At 68.9% G+C, this 20249-nt stretch carries 17 protein-coding genes; 13 read left to right on the top strand and 4 right to left on the bottom strand.

Going from position 1 to position 20249, the window contains the following annotated elements:
* Nucleotides 1–5 precede the first annotated feature (5 nt).
* From fadB to WDLP6_RS26435, 5 genes are all read left to right on the top strand, one after another.
* Nucleotides 6–2147 carry a fatty acid oxidation complex subunit alpha FadB gene (gene fadB / locus WDLP6_RS26455; RefSeq protein WP_162594767.1) on the top strand — a complete coding sequence of 714 codons (2142 nt, stop codon included), beginning with the start codon at nucleotides 6–8 and terminating at the stop codon, nucleotides 2145–2147.
* Nucleotides 2140–2946, top strand: a complete 807-nt coding sequence (locus WDLP6_RS26450) for an enoyl-CoA hydratase-related protein (protein WP_162594766.1) — start codon at nucleotides 2140–2142, stop codon at nucleotides 2944–2946. Before fadB ends, WDLP6_RS26450 begins: the two co-directional genes overlap by 8 nt.
* Entirely contained in the window at nucleotides 2943–3845 is a 903-nt protein-coding gene (locus WDLP6_RS26445; protein WP_162594765.1) for a MaoC/PaaZ C-terminal domain-containing protein, read from the top strand. The genes WDLP6_RS26450 and WDLP6_RS26445 overlap by 4 nt, the downstream gene beginning before the upstream one ends.
* A 106-nt stretch (nucleotides 3846–3951) precedes the next feature.
* A complete protein-coding gene (locus WDLP6_RS26440; RefSeq protein WP_162594764.1) occupies nucleotides 3952–5130 on the top strand; it encodes an acetyl-CoA C-acetyltransferase in 1179 nt (392 codons plus the stop codon).
* Nucleotides 5131–5140: 10 nt separating this feature from the next.
* Nucleotides 5141–5923, top strand: coding sequence for an SDR family NAD(P)-dependent oxidoreductase (locus tag WDLP6_RS26435; RefSeq protein ID WP_162594763.1), 783 nt, complete (start codon nucleotides 5141–5143; stop codon nucleotides 5921–5923).
* Nucleotides 5924–5932: 9 nt separating this feature from the next.
* On the opposite strand, the gene WDLP6_RS26430 is transcribed toward WDLP6_RS26435, so the two are convergent.
* Nucleotides 5933–6604 carry a Crp/Fnr family transcriptional regulator gene (locus WDLP6_RS26430; protein WP_162594762.1) on the bottom strand — a complete coding sequence of 224 codons (672 nt, stop codon included), beginning with the start codon at nucleotides 6602–6604 and terminating at the stop codon, nucleotides 5933–5935.
* A 142-nt stretch (nucleotides 6605–6746) separates the two neighbouring features.
* Here WDLP6_RS26430 and WDLP6_RS26425 point away from each other — a divergent pair, with 142 nt between their 5' ends.
* The 8 genes from WDLP6_RS26425 to WDLP6_RS26390 are packed head-to-tail and all read left to right on the top strand — an operon-like array spanning nucleotide 6747 to nucleotide 17487.
* On the top strand, nucleotides 6747–8021 hold the full coding sequence (locus WDLP6_RS26425) for an ABC transporter substrate-binding protein (protein WP_162594761.1): 1275 nt from the start codon (nucleotides 6747–6749) through the stop codon (nucleotides 8019–8021).
* Between the two features lies 1 nt (nucleotide 8022).
* Complete coding sequence (locus WDLP6_RS26420; RefSeq protein ID WP_162594760.1) at nucleotides 8023–8916, top strand: branched-chain amino acid ABC transporter permease; 894 nt, start codon at nucleotides 8023–8025, stop codon at nucleotides 8914–8916.
* 4 nt (nucleotides 8917–8920) lie between these two features.
* The gene (locus WDLP6_RS26415; RefSeq protein WP_162594759.1) at nucleotides 8921–10756 is read left to right on the top strand and encodes a branched-chain amino acid ABC transporter ATP-binding protein/permease; all 1836 of its coding nucleotides are present in this window, start codon (nucleotides 8921–8923) and stop codon (nucleotides 10754–10756) included.
* A complete protein-coding gene (locus WDLP6_RS26410) occupies nucleotides 10753–11499 on the top strand; it encodes an ABC transporter ATP-binding protein (protein ID WP_162594758.1) in 747 nt (248 codons plus the stop codon). The genes WDLP6_RS26415 and WDLP6_RS26410 overlap by 4 nt, the downstream gene beginning before the upstream one ends.
* Nucleotides 11496–12485 carry an NAD(P)-dependent oxidoreductase gene (locus tag WDLP6_RS26405; RefSeq protein ID WP_162594757.1) on the top strand — a complete coding sequence of 330 codons (990 nt, stop codon included), beginning with the start codon at nucleotides 11496–11498 and terminating at the stop codon, nucleotides 12483–12485. The genes WDLP6_RS26410 and WDLP6_RS26405 overlap by 4 nt, the downstream gene beginning before the upstream one ends.
* Complete coding sequence (locus tag WDLP6_RS26400) at nucleotides 12482–13567, top strand: mandelate racemase/muconate lactonizing enzyme family protein (protein WP_162594756.1); 1086 nt, start codon at nucleotides 12482–12484, stop codon at nucleotides 13565–13567. The genes WDLP6_RS26405 and WDLP6_RS26400 overlap by 4 nt, the downstream gene beginning before the upstream one ends.
* Before the next feature lie 50 nt (nucleotides 13568–13617).
* Complete coding sequence (locus tag WDLP6_RS26395; RefSeq protein ID WP_162594755.1) at nucleotides 13618–14730, top strand: enolase C-terminal domain-like protein; 1113 nt, start codon at nucleotides 13618–13620, stop codon at nucleotides 14728–14730.
* Nucleotides 14731–14763: 33 nt separating this feature from the next.
* Nucleotides 14764–17487, top strand: a complete 2724-nt coding sequence (locus WDLP6_RS26390; RefSeq protein WP_162594754.1) for a LuxR C-terminal-related transcriptional regulator — start codon at nucleotides 14764–14766, stop codon at nucleotides 17485–17487.
* On the opposite strand, the gene WDLP6_RS26385 is transcribed toward WDLP6_RS26390, so the two are convergent.
* From WDLP6_RS26385 to WDLP6_RS26375, 3 genes are read right to left on the bottom strand one after another with little or no spacing between them, the layout of a single operon-like run.
* On the bottom strand, nucleotides 17477–18292 hold the full coding sequence (locus WDLP6_RS26385) for an enoyl-CoA hydratase (protein WP_162594753.1): 816 nt from the start codon (nucleotides 18290–18292) through the stop codon (nucleotides 17477–17479). The two genes, WDLP6_RS26390 and WDLP6_RS26385, sit on opposite strands and share 11 nt — an antisense overlap.
* Nucleotides 18279–19085, bottom strand: a complete 807-nt coding sequence (locus WDLP6_RS26380) for an enoyl-CoA hydratase/isomerase family protein (protein WP_162594752.1) — start codon at nucleotides 19083–19085, stop codon at nucleotides 18279–18281. The genes WDLP6_RS26385 and WDLP6_RS26380 overlap by 14 nt, the downstream gene beginning before the upstream one ends.
* On the bottom strand, nucleotides 19082–20230 hold the full coding sequence (locus WDLP6_RS26375; protein ID WP_162594751.1) for an acyl-CoA dehydrogenase family protein: 1149 nt from the start codon (nucleotides 20228–20230) through the stop codon (nucleotides 19082–19084). Before WDLP6_RS26375 ends, WDLP6_RS26380 begins: the two co-directional genes overlap by 4 nt.
* Between the last annotated feature and the right edge of the window lie 19 nt (nucleotides 20231–20249).

Genomic DNA, 20249 nt, shown 5'->3' with positions numbered 1-20249 from the left:
TCTCGATGTACCAAGGCCACAACCTGAAGGCGGATCTGCGGGACGACGGCATCGTCCACCTGTGCTTCGACCGCGGCGGCGAGTCGATCAACAAGTTCGACGCCCGGACCGTGCGCGAGCTGCGCGAGGCCATCGCCGCCATCGCCGCGGCGCCCGGCGTGCGCGGCGTGCTGATCACGAGCGCGAAGGACGTGTTCATCGTCGGCGCCGACATCACCGAATTCACCGACACCTTCCGCATGGCGCAGGACGCGCTGGTCGCGCACATCGAGCGTTCCAACGAGGTCTTCGTGGCGCTCGAAGACCTCGGCGTGCCCACGCTGGCCGAGATCAACGGCTACGCCTTCGGCGGCGGCCTGGAGCTGCCGCTGGCCGCGCAGCTGCGGGTCATGTCGACCACCGCGCAGGTCGGCGTGCCCGAGGTCAAGCTGGGCCTGTTCCCCGGTTTCGGCGGCACGGTGCGGCTGCCGCGCGTGGCCGGTGCGGCGGCCGCGGCCGAATGGGTGTCCAGCGGTGCGGCGTTCGACGCCGAGGCCGCGCTGCGCGACGGCGTGGTCGACGCGATCGCAGCGCCCGGGTCACTGCGAGACGCGTCGACCGCCCTGCTGCGCCAGGCGATCGCGGGCGAGGTCGACTGGCGCGCCAGGCGCCAGCGCAAGCTCGATGCGCTCGCGGATCTTCCGGCCGCTCGGGCGGCCTACGACCAGGCCGCTGTGCGGGCCGAAGCGATCTCTGGCAAGCATCAGCCCGCGCGCCTGGCGGCGGTCGAACTGATGAAAGCGGCCGCGCCGCTGGACCGCGCGGGTGCGCTGGCCGCGGAGGCACGCGCCTTCGCGCACATCGCCCTCACGCAGGCCGCAGGCTCGCTGGTCCGGACCTTCCTCGACGACCAGGCCTTGAAGAAGGGCTTCAGGAAACATGCCGCCGGCGCGCTGCCGGTACGCAAGGCCGCGGTGCTCGGCGCCGGCATCATGGGCGGCGGCATCGCGTATGCGACGGCGCTTGCCGGCGTGGCCGTGCGGATGAAGGACGTGAGCGCAGCGCAGCTCGAACGCGGGATGGACGAATTCCGCAAGCAGCTCGCGCGCTGGATGAAGCGGGGCAAGTCGCAGGCCGACGCCGACCGCGTGGCGTCGCTGTGCGTGCCGCAGCTCGGCACCGAAGGCTTCGGCGAGGTCGACCTCGTGATCGAGGCCGTGCCCGAAAAGCTCGCGCTGAAGCTGCAGGTGCTCGCGGACACGGAGAAGCAGGTGGGCGCGCACGCGATCATCGCGTCGAACACGTCGAGCCTGCGCATCGACGACCTGGCGCGCGGTCTCGCGCGGCCCGCGAATTTCGTCGGCATGCATTTCTTCAATCCGGTGCCGGTGATGCGGCTGGTCGAGGTGATCCGCGGGTCCCGCACCTCGGACGCGGCGGTGTCGACCGCGGTCGCCCATGCGGTGGCGATGGGCAAGTCGCCGGTGGTCGTGAAGGACTGCCCGGGCTTCCTGATCAACCGCATCCTCACGCACTACACGTGCGCGTTTTTGCAAGTGGTCGCGGACGGCGCCGATTTCGTCCAGGTCGATCGCGCGCTGGAAGCCTTCGGCTGGCCGATGGGGCCGGCCCTGCTGCAGGACGTGGTCGGCATGGACACGGGCGCCCATGTGGTCGACGTGATCTCCGCCGGCTATCCGGACCGGATGCCGCCGCTCGCGCACAACGCGCTGAAGCTCATGGTGTCGCGCGGCCGTCTCGGCCAGAAGAGCGGCCTGGGCTTCTACCGCTATGAGACCGATCCGGCCGGCAAGCCGCGCAAGCGGCTGGCCGAGGACAGCCACGCGCTGCTGGCCGAGGTCCAGCCGCAGGGCACGCGCCACTTCGACGACGCCGAACTGGTCGAGCGCCTGATGCTGCCGCTGGTGCTCGAAGCGGGGAGGGCGCTGGAAGACGGCATCGTCGGCAGCGCCGCCGAACTGGACATGGCGCTGCTGCTGGGCGTAGGGTTTCCGGCGTACCTGGGCGGTGCGCTGCACTATGCGGATTGGCTCGGCATGCCGGCCGTGATCGCGCAGAGCGACAAGTACGCCCATCTCGGCCCGGCCTACCGGGCTACCGACAGGATGCGCCGCATGGCGGCCGAAGGAGAGACCTACCATGGCTGAAGAAGGCAATCTGATCCAGTACGCGGTCGAGGACGGCATCGCGCGCATCGTGCTCGCGGATGCGGCACGCCTGAACGCGTTGAGCATCGACCTGCAGCGCGAACTGCTTGCCGCGCTGGGCAAGGTGCGGGCCGACGTGTCGGTGCGGGCCGTGCTGATGTCGGCGGCCGGCAAGGCCTTCTGCGTCGGCGCCGACCTCGGCTCGCTCGGCACGGCCGCGCCGGGCGAGACCGTCGGCGGCCAGACCGAACGCATGATGAGGGAGTTGACCAACCCCATCGTCCAGCAGATCCACGAGCTCCCGGTGCCGGTGGTCTGCGCGGTGCAGGGGGCGGTCGCGGGCGCCGGCGTGGGCCTGGCGCTGGCGGCGGATGTCGTGGTCGCGGCGCGCTCCGCCTACTTCTATCTTCCCTTCATGCCCAAGCTGGGCCTGGTGCCGGACGCCGGCAGCACCTGGTTCACCTCGCGCCTGCTGGGCCGGGCGCGCGCCACCGCGCTGGCGCTGCTCGGCGATCGGCTGGGCGCCGAGCAGGCCGAGGCGTGGGGCCTGATCGCCTGCTGCGTGGCCGACGACCAGCTGGCCGACAAGGCGCTCGACATGGCCCGCCGGCTGGCCGCGCTGCCGGCGCTGGGCGTGCAGGAAATCCGCCGTGCGTTCGATGCCGCGCAGAACAACGATCTCGCGGCGCAGCTCGACCACGAGGCGCGGCGGCAGCACGAATTGATCGACCGCGACACCTTCCAGGAAGGCGTGAAAGCCTTCTTCGAGAAACGTCCGCCGCGATTCCCGAGCCGATGAATCCGCGCCTCGACGCCGAGCTGTTGCGTGCCTTGCCGGTGCAGGTGGTCTCGCATCGCTATGAGGCGCGCGACTGCATGCTCTACGCGCTCGGCGTCGGCGTCGGTGCCGGGGCGAACGAGGTCGACGCCGCTGCGCTGCGCTACGTCTACGAGAAGCAGCTCCGGGTCCTGCCGACCATGGCCATCATCCTCGGTGTCGAGGGCAGCGATTTCCTGCGCGACCCGCGGACCGGCATCGATCTGGCCCGCGTGCTGCACGGCGAAGTCGCGATCGAGATGCATGGCGCACTGCCGCCGGGCGGCGTCGTCAGGGCCGAGACGCGCATCTGCGACCTGCTCGATCGCGGGCCGCAGACCGGCGCCGTGCTGAAGTACGAACGCCGGCTGCTGCATGCCGAGGACGGCAGGCTCATTTCCGTCGAGCGCGGTTCCTATGTGCTGCGCGGCAACGGTGGCTTTTCAGGCACGGTCGAGCCCGCTGCGGCCCGGTCGGCGTCCCCGGCCGCAACGCCGGCGCTGGAACGGGATCCCGACTGGCGCTTCGTGACGCGGCTGTCGCGCCGCGCCGCGCTGATCTATCGGCTCAGCGGGGATTTCAATCCACTGCATCTCGATCCCGAATTCGCGCGCCGCATGGGCTACGCGCGCCCCATCCTGCATGGCGCCTGCACCTTCGGCAGCATCGGGCTCGACCTGATCCGCCATGTGTGCGGCGACGACCCGGCACGGCTGCTTCGGCTGGGCGTTCGCTTCAGCGCGGCGGTCGAGCCGGGCGCGGTGCTCGAAACCCGCGTCTGGCGCCGGGCGGCGGGCGAAGCCGTCTTCGAGACCCGCGAACTCGATGCCGGCCAGCTCGTGCTGAGCCGCGGCGTCCTGGGTTTCGCCGAGATGACCTGAGGGTCGACGAGCTTCCTTTTCGTCGAAATCGTCCGATTCGACGAAGCCCGTGCGGCCTTCGATCCCAACAATCGATGCGAATCGAATCGAACACGGGAATCTCACCATGTCAGAAGCTTTCATCGTCGCGGCCGCGCGCACGGCCGGGGGGCGCCGCAACGGCAGGCTCGCCGGCTGGCACCCGGCCGATCTGGCGGCCCAGGTGCTCGATGCCTTGATCGAGCGGACGGGCATCGATCCCGCCGCCGTCGACGACGTCATCATGGGTTGCGTGGATCAGGCCGGAGAGCAGGCCATCAACATCGCCCGCAACGCCGTCCTTTCCTCGCGCCTGCCCGAGAGCGTGCCCGGCACCTCGATCGACCGGCAATGCGGCTCCTCGCAGCAGGCGCTGCATTTCGCGGCGCAGGCCGTCATGTCGGGAACGATGGACGTGGTGATCGCGTCCGGCGTCGAAAGCATGACGCGCGTGCCCATGGGCATGCCCTCGACCCTGCCGCTGAAGAACGGCATGGGCTTCTACGTCGGGCCGGCGATGGCGCGCCGCTATCCGGACATCGAGTTCAGCCAGTTCACCGGCGCGGAGATGATCGCGAAGAACTACGGCCTGTCGAAGCTGCAACTCGACGAGTTCGCCCTGCAGAGCCACCGGCGCGCCATCGAGGCGACGAAGGCGGGGCGCTTCACGGACGAGATCGTGCCCGTGGCCGTGCGCCAGGCCGATGGCGCGGAGACCGGCGACATGCATCTTGCCGACGAGGGCATCCGCTACGAAGCGACGCTCGAAAGCATCGCCTCCGTCAAGCTGATCGCCGAGGGCGGACGCGTCACCGCCGCCACCGCCAGCCAGATCTGCGACGGCGCCAGCGGCGTGATGGTCGTCAACGAGCGCGGCCTGAGGACGCTGGGCCTGAAGCCGCTGGCCCGCATCCATCACATGAGCGTCATGGGGCACGATCCGGTGATCATGCTGGAGGCGCCGATCCCCGCGACGCAGCGCGCCCTGCAGAAGGCCGGCATGAAGATCGACGACATCGACCTGTACGAGGTCAACGAGGCCTTCGCGCCCGTGCCGCTGGCCTGGCTCCAGGCGACCGGTGCCGACCCGTCGCGGCTGAACGTGAACGGCGGCGCGATCGCGCTCGGTCATCCGCTGGGCGCCTCCGGCACCAAGCTGATGACCACGCTGCTGAACGCCCTGCGGCAGCGCGGCAAGCGCTTCGGGCTTCAGACGATGTGCGAAGGCGGCGGCATGGCGAACGTGACCATCGTCGAGCGTCTCTGAGGAAGCCGCCATGCGCATCGATGCCGACATCGCCGCCATCGTCACCGGTGGCGCGTCCGGTCTGGGCGCCGCGACTGCGCACCTGCTCGCGGGCAAGGGGGCGAAGGTCTCGATCTTCGACATGAACGCCGAACTCGGCGAGTCGCTGGCGCGCGAGATCGGCGGCGTCTTCTGCCGGGTCGACGTGACGCAGGACGAACAGGTCGATGCCGCCTTCGGCCGGGCGCGTGCGGCCCACGGGCAGGAGCGCATCTTCGTCAACTGCGCCGGCATCGGCAACGCGTTCAAGACCGCGAGCATCGATCGCGCGACCGGCGCGCCGAAGCATTTCCCGATCGCGGAATTCGATCGGCTGATCCAGATCAACCTGGTGGGCACCTTCCGCTGCACGGCCAAGGCTGCGGCGGGCATGCTGACGCTGGCGCCGCTGGAAGACGGCGAGCGCGGCGTGATCGTCAACACCGCCTCCGTGGCCGCCCAGGACGGCCAGGTCGGGCAGGCCGCCTATGCCGCCTCGAAGGCCGGCATCGTCGGCCTGACGCTGACGGTGGCCCGCGACCTGATGAACGACGGCATCCGTGTGAACACCATCCTGCCGGGCATCTTCGCCACGCCGCTGATGATGGCGGCGCCGGAGAACGTCAAGGCGACGCTGGCGGCATCGGTGCCCTTTCCAAAACGTTTCGGAAAGCCGGAAGAATTTGCGGCGGTGGTGGACATGATCGTGTCCACCGTCTACCTGAACGGCGAATCGATACGGCTCGACGGCGCGATCCGAATGCCGCCGCGCTAGGCGCCTTCGTCAGGAGGCGCCGATCTTCTGGAGGCCGGCCAGGTCGAGCACGGAAACCTTGCCGTATTGCAACGCGATCAATCCGAGGTCACGGAGTTCATGGAGCACCTTGCTTGCGGTCGGACGCGACACACCCGCCAGGGCTGCCACGGCCTCATGGGTGAGCTTGGGCTGGCCGCGCGGGTCGTCGGCATGGCGGCTGAAGGTCGCCACCAGGATGCTGGCGATCTGCGCCTTCGGCGGCGCGCTGTGCGATTCGACCAGCATCCCGAGTGTGGTGTGCAGGTTGGCGCAGATGAGCGCGACGAAGGCCTCGCGCGCCTGCGCATTCTTGCGATACAGGTCCTGCAGCGCCTCGTGCGGCAACTGCATCACGCTGGTGTCGCCCCACGAGCGCGCGTCGCTGAAGCGCGGGGATTTGTCGAGTTCGGACAAGAGGCCGAAGCCGTCGCCCGGGCGCAGCGATTGGTAGAAGGCGATCTTGCCGCTCTTTGCATAGTGTTCGAGCCGGACCTCGCCGCGCAGCACGATGTGGTAGCCGTTGGGCGCCGAGCCCGTGGCGTAGATCAGGGTTCCGAGCGCGTAGTGGCGCGTGACGCTGCGATGGATGAACTCGGATTGGAGTTCCGCGCCGAGTCGCGTGAACCATTCGTTGCGCTGAACACTGGCTGGCACTTTCATGGAAGGAGGAGCCTAGGACAAGCCCGCAAATTGTCAACTCTTTACATTTCCCGCGCCGCCGTTCGGGCAACCTTCGCATGCATGAGGCGATGGGCGCGCACGACGCAATCAAGCCGCCTACACAAATCAAAAGGAGACAGACATGAATTTTGAGCAGACATCCTCTTTTTCGACTTCCTCGACTTCCTCGACTTCCTCGACTTCCTCGGGCGTCAACCGGCGCACGGTCCTGGCCTCCGCGCTCGGCGGCCTCGTCAGCGGCACGTCGCTGCTGCCGCTGCACGCGTCGGCGCAGACCGACGACGTGAAGATCGGATGGATCAAGCCGGTCACCGGGCCGCTCGCGAGCAGCTTCGGGCCGCTCTACCTCGCCGGGCAGATCGCGATGGACGAGATCAACGCCGCGGGCGGTATCCTGGGACGCAAGCTGGTCAAGGTCGAGGTCGACGACCAGGCGAATCCATCGCAATCGCCGATCGCGACGCGCAAGCTGGTCGATCAGGGCGTGAAGATCATCGTCGGGCCGATCGGCAGTTCGCAGACGCTGGCCTCGCTCGAGGTGTCGACGTCGGCCAAGGTCATCCAGGCCGCCTACGCAACCGCGACCGAAATGGGCGACGGCACGCGCTTTCCCTACCACTACCAGTTCAACTTCACCGCGGCGGCGCAGGTCTACCGGCACGCGGAGCTGCTGCAAAAGCGCGGCATCAAGAAGGTGGGCCTCCTGATCGAGGATTCGGCCGCCGGCGTCTCGATGAAGGACGCGATGATGAAGGAGCTGCCCGCGCGCGGCATGCAGATCGTCTCGGAGCAGATTTTCCCGATCAAGGTCGCTGACATGACGCCCTTCCTGCGCAAGCTGCGCAGCGACGGCGCCGAGGCGATCGACGCCCAGGTGTCGAACAACGTCGACATCACGCAGATGCTGGTCGGCCTGTCGCGCATGAACTGGAAGCCCCTGATCGTCGGGCACACGGGGCTGCTGTTCGCCGGCACGCCGGGCGCGATTCCGGACAGCGCGCGCTACAACGACGTCTATGCGGCCACCTTCCGCTCGCTGACCTACACCGACACCGAGCAGCCGCCGGAACGCGTGAAGGCCTTCTGCAAGAAGTTGCTGGCCAACGACGTGTCCGAGGCCTTGCTCGGCCCCGCCGCCACGACGCCGTTCTACGACTACCTGTATGCGCTCAAGTACGCCGTCGAGAAGGCGAAGTCCTGGGATAGCGACCAGATCAAGAATGCGCTCGACAGCGCGAGCGCGATCGACGGGCTCTACGGCAAGATGAGCTTCTCGAAGGAGCGCCACTCGGCCTACGACCAGAGCGTGGTGGCGATGGCGGTGTCCAACTCGATGGAGGAGCCGCTCAGCAAGGAGTACCACGGACTGTTCCGTCGCCGCGCAGCCGGGGTCTGAGATGCTGCTCGAGGATCTGCTCGCGCTGTTGACCACGGGCCTGACGATGGGCGCCATCTACGCGATGGTCGCGGTCAGCTTCAACATCGCCTACAAGCCGACCAACGTGTTCAACATGGCCCAGGGCGAGCTGGTGATGCTGGGCTCGATGTTCGCGTGGGCGCTGATGACGCAAAAGCACATCCCCTGGGCGCTGGCGATCATCGGCGTGATGGCGGTGGTGGCCGCGATCGGCCTGTTCGAGGAACGCGTGGCGGTGGCCACGCTCATTCGGCGGCCCTCGCATCACCACGGCTGGATCATCAGCACGCTGGCTTTCTCGATCATCGTCATCAACGTCGGCGACCATGTCTGGGGCTCCGACGCGCAGGTGGTGCCGCCGGTGCCGGGCGCGACCCTCGACACCGTGCAATGGGGCTCGCTCACCTTCTCCACCCAGCAGGTGGCGGTGATCCTCATCGCCGCCGCGAGCATCGCGCTGGTCGAATGGGTCTACCGCCACACGCTGGCCGGCAAGGCGGTGCTGGCCGTGGCCGAGGACCGCGACGCCGCGCGCCTCAACGGCATCAGCCCATCGCGCCTGACCATGACCTCCTTCGCCCTCGCGGCCGCCTATGCGGCGCTGACCGGCGTGGTCGCCGCGCCGCTGCTGCTGGCGAGCACCACGATCGGCCTCGGCCTGCTGGTGAAGGGCTTCATGGTGCTGGCGATCGGCGGCGTGGGCAGCAACTGGGGCGCGCTGGCCGCCGGGCTGATGCTCGGCTGCGTGGAGAGCATCAGCTCGGTCCAGCTCACGCCGGGCTATCGCCAACTGCTCTTGCTGGGCGTGGTGCTGGTGGTGTTGCTGGTGCGTCCGTTCGGCCTCTTCGGCCGCCGCGGGCTGCGCGAGGTCTGAGGCGATGGATTCAAGCATCGCCTCCGCTTCGCCGCGCCCGGTCAGCCAGTTCCCGCTGCCGCCGTGGATCATGGTCATCTCGGCGCTGCTCGTGCTGGCCGGCATCGGCGCGGCGCTCTGGAATTCCTACTACCTGCTGTTGATGACCTTCGCCGCGATCTACGTGCTGGCGGCGGTCGGACTCAACCTGCTCACCGGCTACGCGGGCATCGTGTCGATCGCCCATGGCGCGCTGGTGTGCGTGGGCACCTATGCGACCGCCATCGCGACCGTGCACTACGGCTGGAACTTCTGGCCCGCGATGCTGCTGTCGGCCGCGGTGGGCCTGGTCTTCAGCACGCTGCTGGCATTGCCTGCGCTCCGCCTGTCGTCCTGGTACTTCGTGCTGATCACCATCGCCTTTTCGCTGGCCGTGACCGCGATGCTGAACGACCTGCGTTCGTTCACCGGCGGCTACGGCGGCATCGTCGGCGTGGCCAAGCCCTCGGTGCTGGGCCTCAAGCTGGACGGCTTCGGCCTGTTCGCGCTGGTGCTCGCGGCCGTGGCGCTGTTGTGCTGGGTCACGCACAACATCATCGACTCGCGGCTCGGATGGGCCCTGCGTTCGATCCGCGAGGGCGACGTGCGGGCCCGGGCCAACGGCGTTTCGACCGCGCGGCTGCGGCTGTTCGCGTTTGCGATGTCGGGCGCCATCGCCGGGTTGGCCGGCGCTTTCTATGCCAGCGCCAAGGGCGTGGTGACGCCGGAAGATTTCAGCTTCGACTTCTCGATCTTCTTTCTGTTCGTCGTCGTTCTCGGAGGACCCGCCCGGCTGGCCGGACCCCTGCTCGGCGTGGCCGCCTTCTACGTGCTTCCCGAAATGCTGGGCAGCCTGAAGGAGTACCGGATGATCGCCTACGGCGTCGGGCTGCTGGTGTTCTCGGTCTTCCTGCCGGAAGGCCTGGCAGGTGCGATCGCCGCGCTCGACGAACGACGTGCCGCCAGGCGCGCGGCGGCCCGGGTCGGCCAGCGTTGCGCCGGCCCGAGCGCTGCGACAACGCCGCGCGACCCGGTGGCGGCGCCCGCCGAACGGGTCACCGGTGTCGGGATCGAGGTGCGTGACCTGGTCAAGCAGTTCGAAGGCGTGCGCGCGCTCGATGGCGTGTCGCTCGACGTGCGGCCCGGCAGCATCCACGTGATCGTCGGCCCCAACGGCTCGGGCAAGACCACGTTGCTGAACATGATCTCGGGCTTCTACCCGTGCACCAGCGGCTCGATCCGCCTCGACGGCACCGAAATCACCGGCCGCGGCCCGACCTCCATCGCGCGCATGCGCGTGCAGCGCACTTTCCAGACACCCAAGCTGCTGGGCGAACTGACGTTGCTCGAGAACGTGCGTTTCGGCGGCTACGTGCGGGAGCAGTCCACCGGGCTGGAGCTCGCCCTGCGCCTGCCGCGCGCGCGGCGCGAGGCTGCGAATCTTGATGCCGAGGCGCTGCGCTGGCTGGCCCTGGTCGGCCTCGCCGATCGTGCGCACGAGCGCGCCGCCGGCCTGCCGCACGGGCAGCAGCGCCTGGTGGAGATCGCACGCGCGTTGATCGGCCAGCCGATGCTGCTGCTGCTCGACGAGCCGGCCGCCGGACTGTCGATGAACGAGCTCGACGAACTCGGCGACCTGATGCGCGCGATCCGGCAGATGGGCACGACCCTGATCATGGTCGAGCACCACATCGAGCTGGTGGCCGACGTCGCCGATTCGGTGACCGTGCTCGACCAGGGTCGCATCCTCGCGGAAGGCACGGCCGAGGAAGTGTTCAACAGCGCCGAGGTGGTGCGCGCCTATACCGGAGCGAAGAAATGAGCCGGCCCGAGGCGATCCTGCGCGCCGAGAAGCTTTCCGTGGGCTATGGCATCGTCCCGGTCGTGCAGAACGCGACGATGCAGGTCGGCCGCGGCGAGGCGGTCGCGCTGCTCGGGGCCAACGGCGCCGGCAAGTCGACGCTGCTCAAGGGCCTGTCGGGGCTCCTGAAGCCGAGCGCCGGACGCGCGTTCTTCGGCGACGTCGACATCCTCGCCAGCAGTGCCGAGGCCCTGGTGCCGAAGGGCCTCGCGCACGTGGCCGAAGGGCGCCGCATCTTCCGCCGCGAGACGGTGATGGACAACCTGCTCCTGGGCATGTACCGCTCGCGCGTCTCCAAGGGCGAAGCCCAGGCGCGCATCGACGAGGTGTTCCAGCTCTTCCCGGTGCTGCGGCAGAAGAGCGAACTCACGGCAGGCGGCCTGAGCGGCGGCCAGCAGCAGATGCTGGCGATCGCGCAGGCGCTCGTGCGCCGGCCCTCGCTGGTGATGCTTGACGAACCTTCGCTGGGCCTCGCGCCCAACCTGGTGGACGAGGTGCTGCAGACGCTGGCGACCATCCGTGCGCGCGGCGTCGCGGTGCTGCTGGTGGAGCAGGTGGTCGAGAAGGCGCTGGCCTTCGTCGACCATGCCTACGTGCTGCAGAGCGGCCGGCTCATCGCGCACGGCAGTCCGGCGGAGCTGGCCGCGACCGACGTGGTTCGCAACGCCTACCTCGGCCACGCCGTGCCGGAGGCCGCGCCTTGAACGATGCGCCGCTGGTGCTCGGGCTGCCGCTGCTGCATGCCGCCGGCCGCGATCTGCTCTCGGCGCGCTATCGCGTGGTCGAACTCGAGGACCCGGCGCAGATCGACGAGCGCCTGCCCGAGGCGGATGCGCTCTATTGCTATCCGCCGTTGACCGTGAGCGCGCGCATGATCGAGCGGGCCGGTCGCCTCAAGGTCATCGCGGCCGCCGGATCCGGCGTCGACCACATCGACCTTCAGGCCGCAGCCGACGCCGGCATCGCGGTCACGCATGCGGTCGGTGCGGGCGCGCTGTCGGTGGCGGAGCATGCGATCGGCCATATGCTGTGCCTGGCCAAGCGGCTGGTCGAGATCGACCGCGCGCTGCGCGAAGGACGATTCGGTCCCAGGGAGGCCGAGGCCTACGAGGAACTCTCCGGCCGCACGCTCGCGATCGTCGGCTTCGGCGCCATCGGCCGCGCGCTGGCCCGCATCGCCGCGCGCGGCTTCGAGATGGACGTGATCGCGGTGACCCGCAGCGGCGCGCCGGTCGACGACCCGAACGTGCGGCGCACCCTGCCCTTGCGCGATGCGCTCGCGGCCGCGGACGTGGTGTCGGTCCACGTGCCGCTGATGCCGTCGACCCGCGGCCTCATCGGCCGCGGCGAACTGTGCCGCATGAAGCCGACCGCATGGCTGATCGACACCTCGCGCGGCGGCGTGGTCGACAGCGCGGCGCTGCACGACATGCTCGTGGAGGGCCGGCTCGCCGGCGCCGGCCTCGACGTCTTCGAGCCCGAGCCGCCGCCCGCGGATGCGCCTCTCCTCGCGCTGCCCAACGTCGTCGTGTCGCCGCATTGCGCCGGCATCACGCGTGCCGCCTACCGGCGGCTCTCGCTTTCTGCTGCCAACGACATCGACCAGGTGCTGCGCGGGATGCGCCCCGCCGGCCTGGTCGTTCCACCACCGCGGTCGCCATCGATCGCTCACCTAGGAGAAGTCCCATGAAGATCACGAGTGTCAAGGCCCACATCCTGAAGCCCAACGAGCGCAAGTTCCGCTGGAAGGAGGAATGGTCGCCCATGACCATCCACCACGTGCTGCTGCGCATCGGCAGTGACGAAGGGCACGAGGGGCAATTCATTTCCTGGCTGATGGACCCGGGCCTGGTCGAGACCGCGTTGCCCGGCCTGCGCGACCTGCTGATCGGCCGCGACCCGCACGACGTGGAGCAGATCTCGTACAAGCTGACCGATTCGCTGCGTTCACCGGGCGCAGTCGCCAGCGCGGTCGACATCTGCCTCTGGGACCTGCTGGGCAAGCACCACGGAGAACCCATCTACCGCCTGCTCGGCGCCGCGCGCAACAGCATGCGCGCCTATGCGAGCACGATCATGTACGACACCGTGCCCGAGTACGTGAAGATCGCCGAGGAGTGCTACGAGCAGGGCTTTCGCGCTTTCAAGCTCCATGCCTTCGGCGTGCCGGACAAGGACATCGAGGTCTGCCGCGCCGTCCACAAGGCCTTCGGCGGCAAGATGGACCTGATGCTCGACCCGGTCAATGCCTATGACCGGCTCGGCGCCTTCAAGGTCGGCAAGGTGCTGGAGGAACTCGACTTCTACTGGTTCGAGGCGCCGATCGCCGATTCGGACCTGCTCGGCCTGGCCGATCTCACGCGCAGCTTCAAGATGCCGATCACCGCGACCGAGAGCGTGCTCGAAGGCCTGCGCGGCTATCCCAAATACCTCACGGGCCATGTGTGCGACAGCATCCGCTCGGTCGGCGACTGGATCGGCGGCATCTCGGCGATGCGCAAGTCCGCGGCGCTGTGCGAGGCCTTCAACGCGAAGTACGAGCCTCACAGCTACGGCACCACGCTGGTCCAGGCGGCGCACCTGCACGTCATGCTGGCGATCCACAACTGCGACCTCTTCGAGCTTCCCGTGCCGCAGGGCATCCTGGACGTCGGCATGAAGGACACCATCCGCGTGACTAAGGACGGCATGGTGGAAGCGCCGACCAAGCCCGGCCTCGGCTATGACATCGACTGGGACGCCATCAAGAAGCTGACCGTCAAGGAGATCTGAGTCGCCTTGCGGGATTCACATCCGACCCCATCCAGAGAAAGACCTGCACCATGAAGATCAAAGATGTCCGGCTGGTTTCGTTCAGGCCGCCGATTCCGGAAGGCTTCCAGACGCCCACGCTCTACGGCGGGCAGTCGATCGGCGCCTACGTCACCGATTTCCTGGCCGTGCAGATCACGACCGACGAGGGCCTGACCGGCGAGGTGGTCAGCGCCTACGGCGGCCTGAGCCTGGCGCATTCGATCGCCGACCGGCTGCGGCCGCTGCTGATCGGCAAGGACCCGGCCTACCGCGAGGCCATCTGGCAGGACATGTGGCGCCGCGACCGGCTGCTCTATACGACGCAGTTCGCCATCGGCACGGTCGACGTGGCGTTGTGGGATCTCTATGCCAAGAGCCTGAATGCGCCGCTCTACCAGCTGCTGGGCGGTGTGCGCGACAAGGTGCCTGTGTATGCAAGCTCGATGGAGCACGCCAGCACGCAGCTTTACGTCGAGGAAGCGCTGAAGTACAAGGAAGCGGGCTACCAGGGCTACAAGCTGCACGTCTGGGGGGAGGCGCGCCGCGACGTCGACCTGTGCATCGCCGTGCGCGAGGCCGTGGGTGCCGAATGGCCGCTGATGGTCGACGTCGCCGGCAACTACAACCATGCCCAGGCCCTGATGGTCGGCAAAGTGCTCGAAGATCTCAAGTACCACTGGTACGAGGAGCCGCTGCGCGACTTCGACCTGCACGGCTACCGCATGCTGGCCGAGAAGCTCGACATTCCGATCGCCGGCGTGGAGGTGGTCGGCGGCTCGCTCTACACGACGCCCGAATACATCACGACGCGGGCCGTCGACATCGTGCGCGCCGATGTATCGTTCAAGGGCGGCATCGGTCCGGTGAAGAAAATCGCCGGGCTGTGCGAGGCATTCGGGATGAACCTCGAAATCCACACCAATGCGAACACCATCATCGACGCGGCCAATCTCCATGTCATTGCGTCCATCGCCAACAGCGAATTCTTCGAGCAGCTCGTGCCCGAGTCGCTCTTCACGCTCGGCGGCGTCGAGAAGATCCACATCGACAAGGAAGGCTTCGCCCACGTGCCGCCGGGGCCGGGCATCGGCGCGCGCATCGATTGGGATCTTGTCGAGCGCTACAAGGTCGCGGAGATCTGACTCCGGCAGCGCCGCGATCGCGCGGGGATCGCGGTGAAAGGGGCATCGGCATCGCGCAGCCTGCTCGGCGCGAAGCTCACGCCGCCCGCCGCGCTGCAGCGGCACGTCTTTCGCCAGCAGGTGGTGGACGAAGTCTGCGCGGCGACCGGCGTCAAGCTGGTGCTGCTGCGCGCACCGGCCGGCTTCGGCAAGAGCACGGCCCTGCTGCAGTGCCGGGAGCGCCTGCAGTCGATGTCGGTCGCCACGGCCTGGCTCACGCTCGACCGCGCCGACAACGACGCCTCGCGCTTCCTGGCCGGGCTCGAGGCGGTGGTGGCCGCGATCACCGAGGACGCCGACATCGAGGAGCCGGGCGTCGATCTGCCCGAAGGCTCCACGGTCGGCGATCTGGCGCTGCGCCTGTTCTCGCGGATCGCCAGGCAGACCGGCGCCTTCGCGCTGTTCCTCGACGACGTCGAGTCGATCCAGGAAGCCGGCGTTCTCGGCTTGCTGCGCGAGTTGATCGATCACCTGCCGCCGAATGGCCGCCTCGTCATCGCATCGCGCAGCCTGCCCGATCTGCGGCTCGGGCGGATGCGGGCGCGCGGCCAGCTGCTTGAGATCGACGCGGCCCGGCTGCGCTTCTCGATCGAGGAGGCGGCCGCCTTCTTCACCATCCGGCGTGCCGCGCCGCTCGCCTTCGAGGATCTGTCGCGCCTGCACCGAAAGACCGAGGGCTGGATCGCGGCGCTCTGGCTTGCCTCGGTGTCGCTGGAGCGCAGCGAATCGCCAGGAGACTTCATCGACCGCTTCTCGGGCACCGAGCAGTCGGTCGCTGACTACCTGGCCGAAGACGTGCTCGCGCGGCAGGCGCCGCAGGTGCGGGACTTCCTGCTGCGCACCAGCGTGCTCAAGCACCTGGAGCCCTCGCTCTGCGACGCGCTCGTGCCGGGGGTGGACAGCAGCCGCATCCTGCACGAGCTGGAGAGCGCCGACGTGCTGCTGGTGCGGCTCGGGGACAGCGCCATCGCCTACCGCTACCACAGCCTCTTCGCCAAGTTCCTGCAGGACCAGCTGTCGCGCGAGATGCCCGGCGAGGCACGGCGGCTGCATTCTGCGGCGGCCGAGTGGTACGAGCTGCAGGGCCGGCCCGTACCGGCCATCGACCATGCCATCGAGGGCATGCAGAACGCCCATGCGATCGCGTTGCTGCGGGCGCATGCGGGCGAGCTGCTCGCGCAGGGCCGCATGCGCCTGTTGGCGCGATGGTTCTCGGCCCTGCCGGCGGATGCGCTGGCCGAGCATCCCGAACTGCAGCTGGTGCACATCTGGTCCGTCTGCTTCACGCGCGGCGCGCCGGAGGCGATGGACATGCTCGAACGCAGCGGGTTGTCGACTTCGACCGCGCCCGCGCTGGCGCCGCACGTGCGGGCCCTGAAGCCCTGCCTCCTGGCCATGATGGACCGCTACGAGGAGGCCTATCCGGTCGGCCGCCGGAGCCTCCAGTTTCTGCCGAGCGTCGTGCCGTTCGCGGACAACGTGCTCGCGAACGCGATGGCGACCATCGTCTCGGTGATGGGCGAACACGACCAGGCGCGCCGCCTCATCGACTCCGCGCGGCGCGGGCAGGGCGTCAACGCGAGCGAATTCAACCTGATGTATTCGGAGGCGGCGGAAGGCCTGATCGACCTCCAGGAGGCTCGGCTGCGGCAGGCCACAGCGCGCTTCCGGCTCGCCGTCACCGCCGTTCCGGGACGCGCCTACAGCCATACCAGCGGCAATGCCTGGGCGGGTGTGCCCTATGCGGCGGCGCTCTACGAGAACGACCAGATCGACCAGGCGGCGCACCTTCTGCAGGTCTACCTGCCGCTGGCGCGCGACGTCGGGCTGCCCGATCTGGTGATCCAGGGCTACACGACGCTGTCGCGCATCGCGTTCTGGCGCGGCGACGTCGACCACGGCCTGCAACTGCTCACCGAACTCGAGTACGTCGGGCACAAGGGCCAGCTGCCGCGCGTCGTGGCCGGCGCGAAGCTGGAGCGCGCGCGCGTGCAGTTGCTGCAGGGGCATCACCGCGCGGCGCGCGATGAACTCGACCGGGCCGGCGACCCGGCGCTCTGGGAGCGTGTCGGGCGGCTGCGATTTCTGGCCAACGACCTCGACACCATGGAGATCGCGCGCATGCGCTGGCTGCTGCATACCGGCGATGCCAGGCTCGCCGCGCGGCAGCTGGAGGAGGCCGCCAAGTTCGCGCGGGCCGATGCGCGGCACCGCCGCGCGCTCAAGCTGCAACTGCTGCATGCCGCGGCGCTGTACCGCGCCGGCGATACGGTGGCCGCCATGCAGCCCTTGCGCGAGGCACTCGCCGCGGCTTGCGCCGAAGGCTTTGTCCGGCTGGTGCTCGACGAAGGCGACATCCTGCGCGCGCCGATCCACGCGCTGGCGGCGCAGCAGCACTCGGTCGCCAAGCTGAGCGGCGATCCGGTGCTGACCGACTATGTCAGGCGGCTCGCGCAGGCGCTCGGACCGACCGCGCCGGCGACGCCGGCGGGCGCATCGCCGCTGGGCAACGGGCCGATGCCCGACCCGCTCACGCGCAAGGAGATCCGCGTGCTCCAACTGCTTGCGGAGGGCTATTCGAATAGCGCGATGGCGGAGAAGCTGTTCGTGTCGGACAGCACCATCCGCACGCACCTGCGCAACATCAATTCGAAGCTCGATGCGCACAACCGCACGCAGGCGGTGGCCATGGCACGCCGGCTTGGCGTCATTCCCTGAGGCCCGGCGGCGGGCCGGCTTGGGTGCGGCCCCGATCGGCGATCTGCTGCCGCCGGCGTTCGATGTCGGTGCGGTCGATGGTCGACGCCCAGGCGCGCGAGCGCTGCCGCTCCAGGGCCAGCCCTTCGGCGAGCGTGCCACCCAGTCCATCGTCGATGAGCCGCTTGAAGGCCTGCAGCGTCCCCGGCACGGTCGAGAGCATGTCGGCCGCGAACCCGAGCGCCTGAGGCAGCAGATCCTCGGGCGGCACCACGCGATTCACCAGGCCCCAGGCGGCCGCGGTCGACGCGTCGATGAAATTGCCGGTGAACGACATCTCTTTCGCGCGGCCGGCGCCGATCAGGCGCGGCAGGCGCTGCGACAGTCCCCAGCCCGGCATGACGCCCACGCGCGCATGGGTGTCGGCGAAGGTGGCTGCGGTGGACGCCACGATGAGGTCGCAGGCCAGCGCGAGTTCGAAGCCGCCGGTGATGGCCGGCCCGTTGATCGCGCCGATGATCGGTCCCTCGAAGCGCGCCATCGCGCTCACCGGATCGATGTCGGCCGTGGGCGCGAGCGACGCGCCGGTGTCGGGCGACGAACCCAGTTCCTTGAGATCGAGTCCGGCGCAGAAGGCGCGGCCGGCGCCGGTGAGGACGACCACGCGCGTGTCCTGGTCCGCGGCGAGCGCTTCGAAGGCGCTCGCCAGCTGGCGCCGCAAGGCGATGGAGAGCGCGTTCATCGCGCCCGGGCGGTCGAGCGTGAGCAGGGCGCAGCCGGCCAGCGGGCGCTCGACGCGCAGCAGCACCGGTTCAGCGTCGGCCATAGTCGGGTTCGCGCTTGTCGAGGAAGGCGGCAATGCCTTCGGCGAAGTGTTCGCCCTGCGTGCACAGCACCTGGTTGCGGTCCTCCAGGCCGATCACCGCATCGATCGAGCCGGCGTCGACCGCCAGCCCCAGCGCATCCTTGGTCAGGCGCAGGCCGAGCGGCGTGGCGCGCAGCATGTCGCGCGCCATGGCGAGCGCTTCGGTCTCCAGCTCCGCCAGCGGGCCGACGCGGCTGACCAGGCCCAGCGCGTAGGCGCGCGGCGGATCCATGAAGCGGCCGGTCAGCAGGTATTCGGCGGCGACCGAGGAGCCGACCATGCGTGGCAGGAAGTAGCTGACGCCGACGTCGCAGGCGCTCAGGCCGATGCGGATGAAGGAGGCGTTCATGCGTCCCTCGGGCGTCGCGAGGCGAACGTCGGAGGCCAGCGCCAGCGCGAAGCCGCCGCCGCTGGCGACGCCGTTGACCACGCTGATGATCGGCTGCGGGCAGCGCCGCATCGCCAGCATGATGTCGCGCAGGCCGCGCTGCGTCTCCAGCATGTCCTCGACGCCGCGGCGCGCGCCGCTGGGCTGCATGTCCTTCAGGTCGAGGCCGGCGCAGAAGGCGCGGCCGGCGCCGGTCAGGATCACGACGCGCTCCGGCGAGCGTGCCGTCAGGCCGCCGAAGAAGTGCGTGAGTTCCTCGACCATGCGCGGATCGAGCGCATTCAGGCGATCCGGCCGGTTCAGCGTGAGGCGCGCGACGGCGCCATCGGTGGAGATCAGGAGTGTCCGGTACTGCATGGTGGTCATAGGGCGCGCGAAATCACTTCTTTCATGATCTCATTGGTTCCGCCGTAGATGCGCTGGATGCGTGCGTCGACGTACATGCGGCCCACGAGGTATTCGTTCATGTAGCCGTAGCCGCCGTGCAGCTGCACGCATTCGTCGATCACCTTGCCCTGCGCCTCGGAGGTCCACATCTTCACCATCGATGCGGTGGCGGTGTCGAGCGTGCCGGCGACCAGTTCGGCCACGCAGCGGTCGACGAAGGTGCGCGCCACCTTGATCGTCGTGGCGATCTCGGCCAGCTTGAACTTGGTGTTCTGGAACTCCGCGATCGGCTGGCCGAAGGCCTGGCGCTGGCGCACGTAGTCGAGCGTGGCCTCGTAGGCGCCTTCCATCGCCGCCACCGCGAGCACGCCGATGATGGTGCGCTCGTAGGGCAGGTCGGACATCAGCTGGTAGAAGCCCTGGCCTTCCTTGCCGCCCAGCAGCTTGTCGGCCGGCACGGTCACGTCGTCGAAGAAGAGTTCGGAGGTGTCCTGCGCCTTGAGCCCGATCTTGTCGAGCACGCGGCCGACCCGGAAGCCTTCGACCTCCTTCGTCTCGACGATCAGGATCGAGGTGCCGCTCGCGCGCTGGGACGGATCGGTCTTCGCCACCACAAGAATCACGCCTGCGAGAAAGCCGTTGGTGATGAAGGTCTTGGAGCCGTTGATGACGTAGCTGTCACCGCGCCGCTCGGCGCGCGTGCGGATGCCTTGCAGGTCGGAGCCGGTGCCGGGTTCGGTCATGGCGATGGCGCCGACCAGCTCGCCGCGCGCCATGCGCGGCAGGTAGTGCTGCTTCTGCTGCTCGGTGCCGTGGTTGAGGAAGTAGTGGGCGACGATGCTATGCACGGACGGACTCATGCCGGTCAGTCCGCGCCGGGACATCGCATCGTAGAAAGCGGCCTCGTGGCGGAAGTCCCCGCCGCCGCCGCCGTAGGCCTCCGGAATGTCCGAGCAGAGCAGCCCCAGCTCGCCGGCGCGGCGCCACAGCGCGTGCCCGACGTGGCCTTGTTCGCGCGCTGCCGCGTCCTGCGGAAGCATCTCGGAATCGACGAAGCGCGTCACCGTGTCGTGGTACGTGGCGAGATCGTCGTTGATCCATGCCGGGTGGAAATCGATGGGCATGTGCAGGTCCTGCTCGGTT

Source organism: Variovorax sp. PBL-E5 (genome assembly GCF_901827185.1).
GTDB lineage: Bacteria > Pseudomonadota > Gammaproteobacteria > Burkholderiales > Burkholderiaceae_C > Variovorax.
The sequence above is the reverse complement of the archived record's forward strand: the minus strand, read 5'-3'. Positions and strand labels throughout refer to the sequence as shown.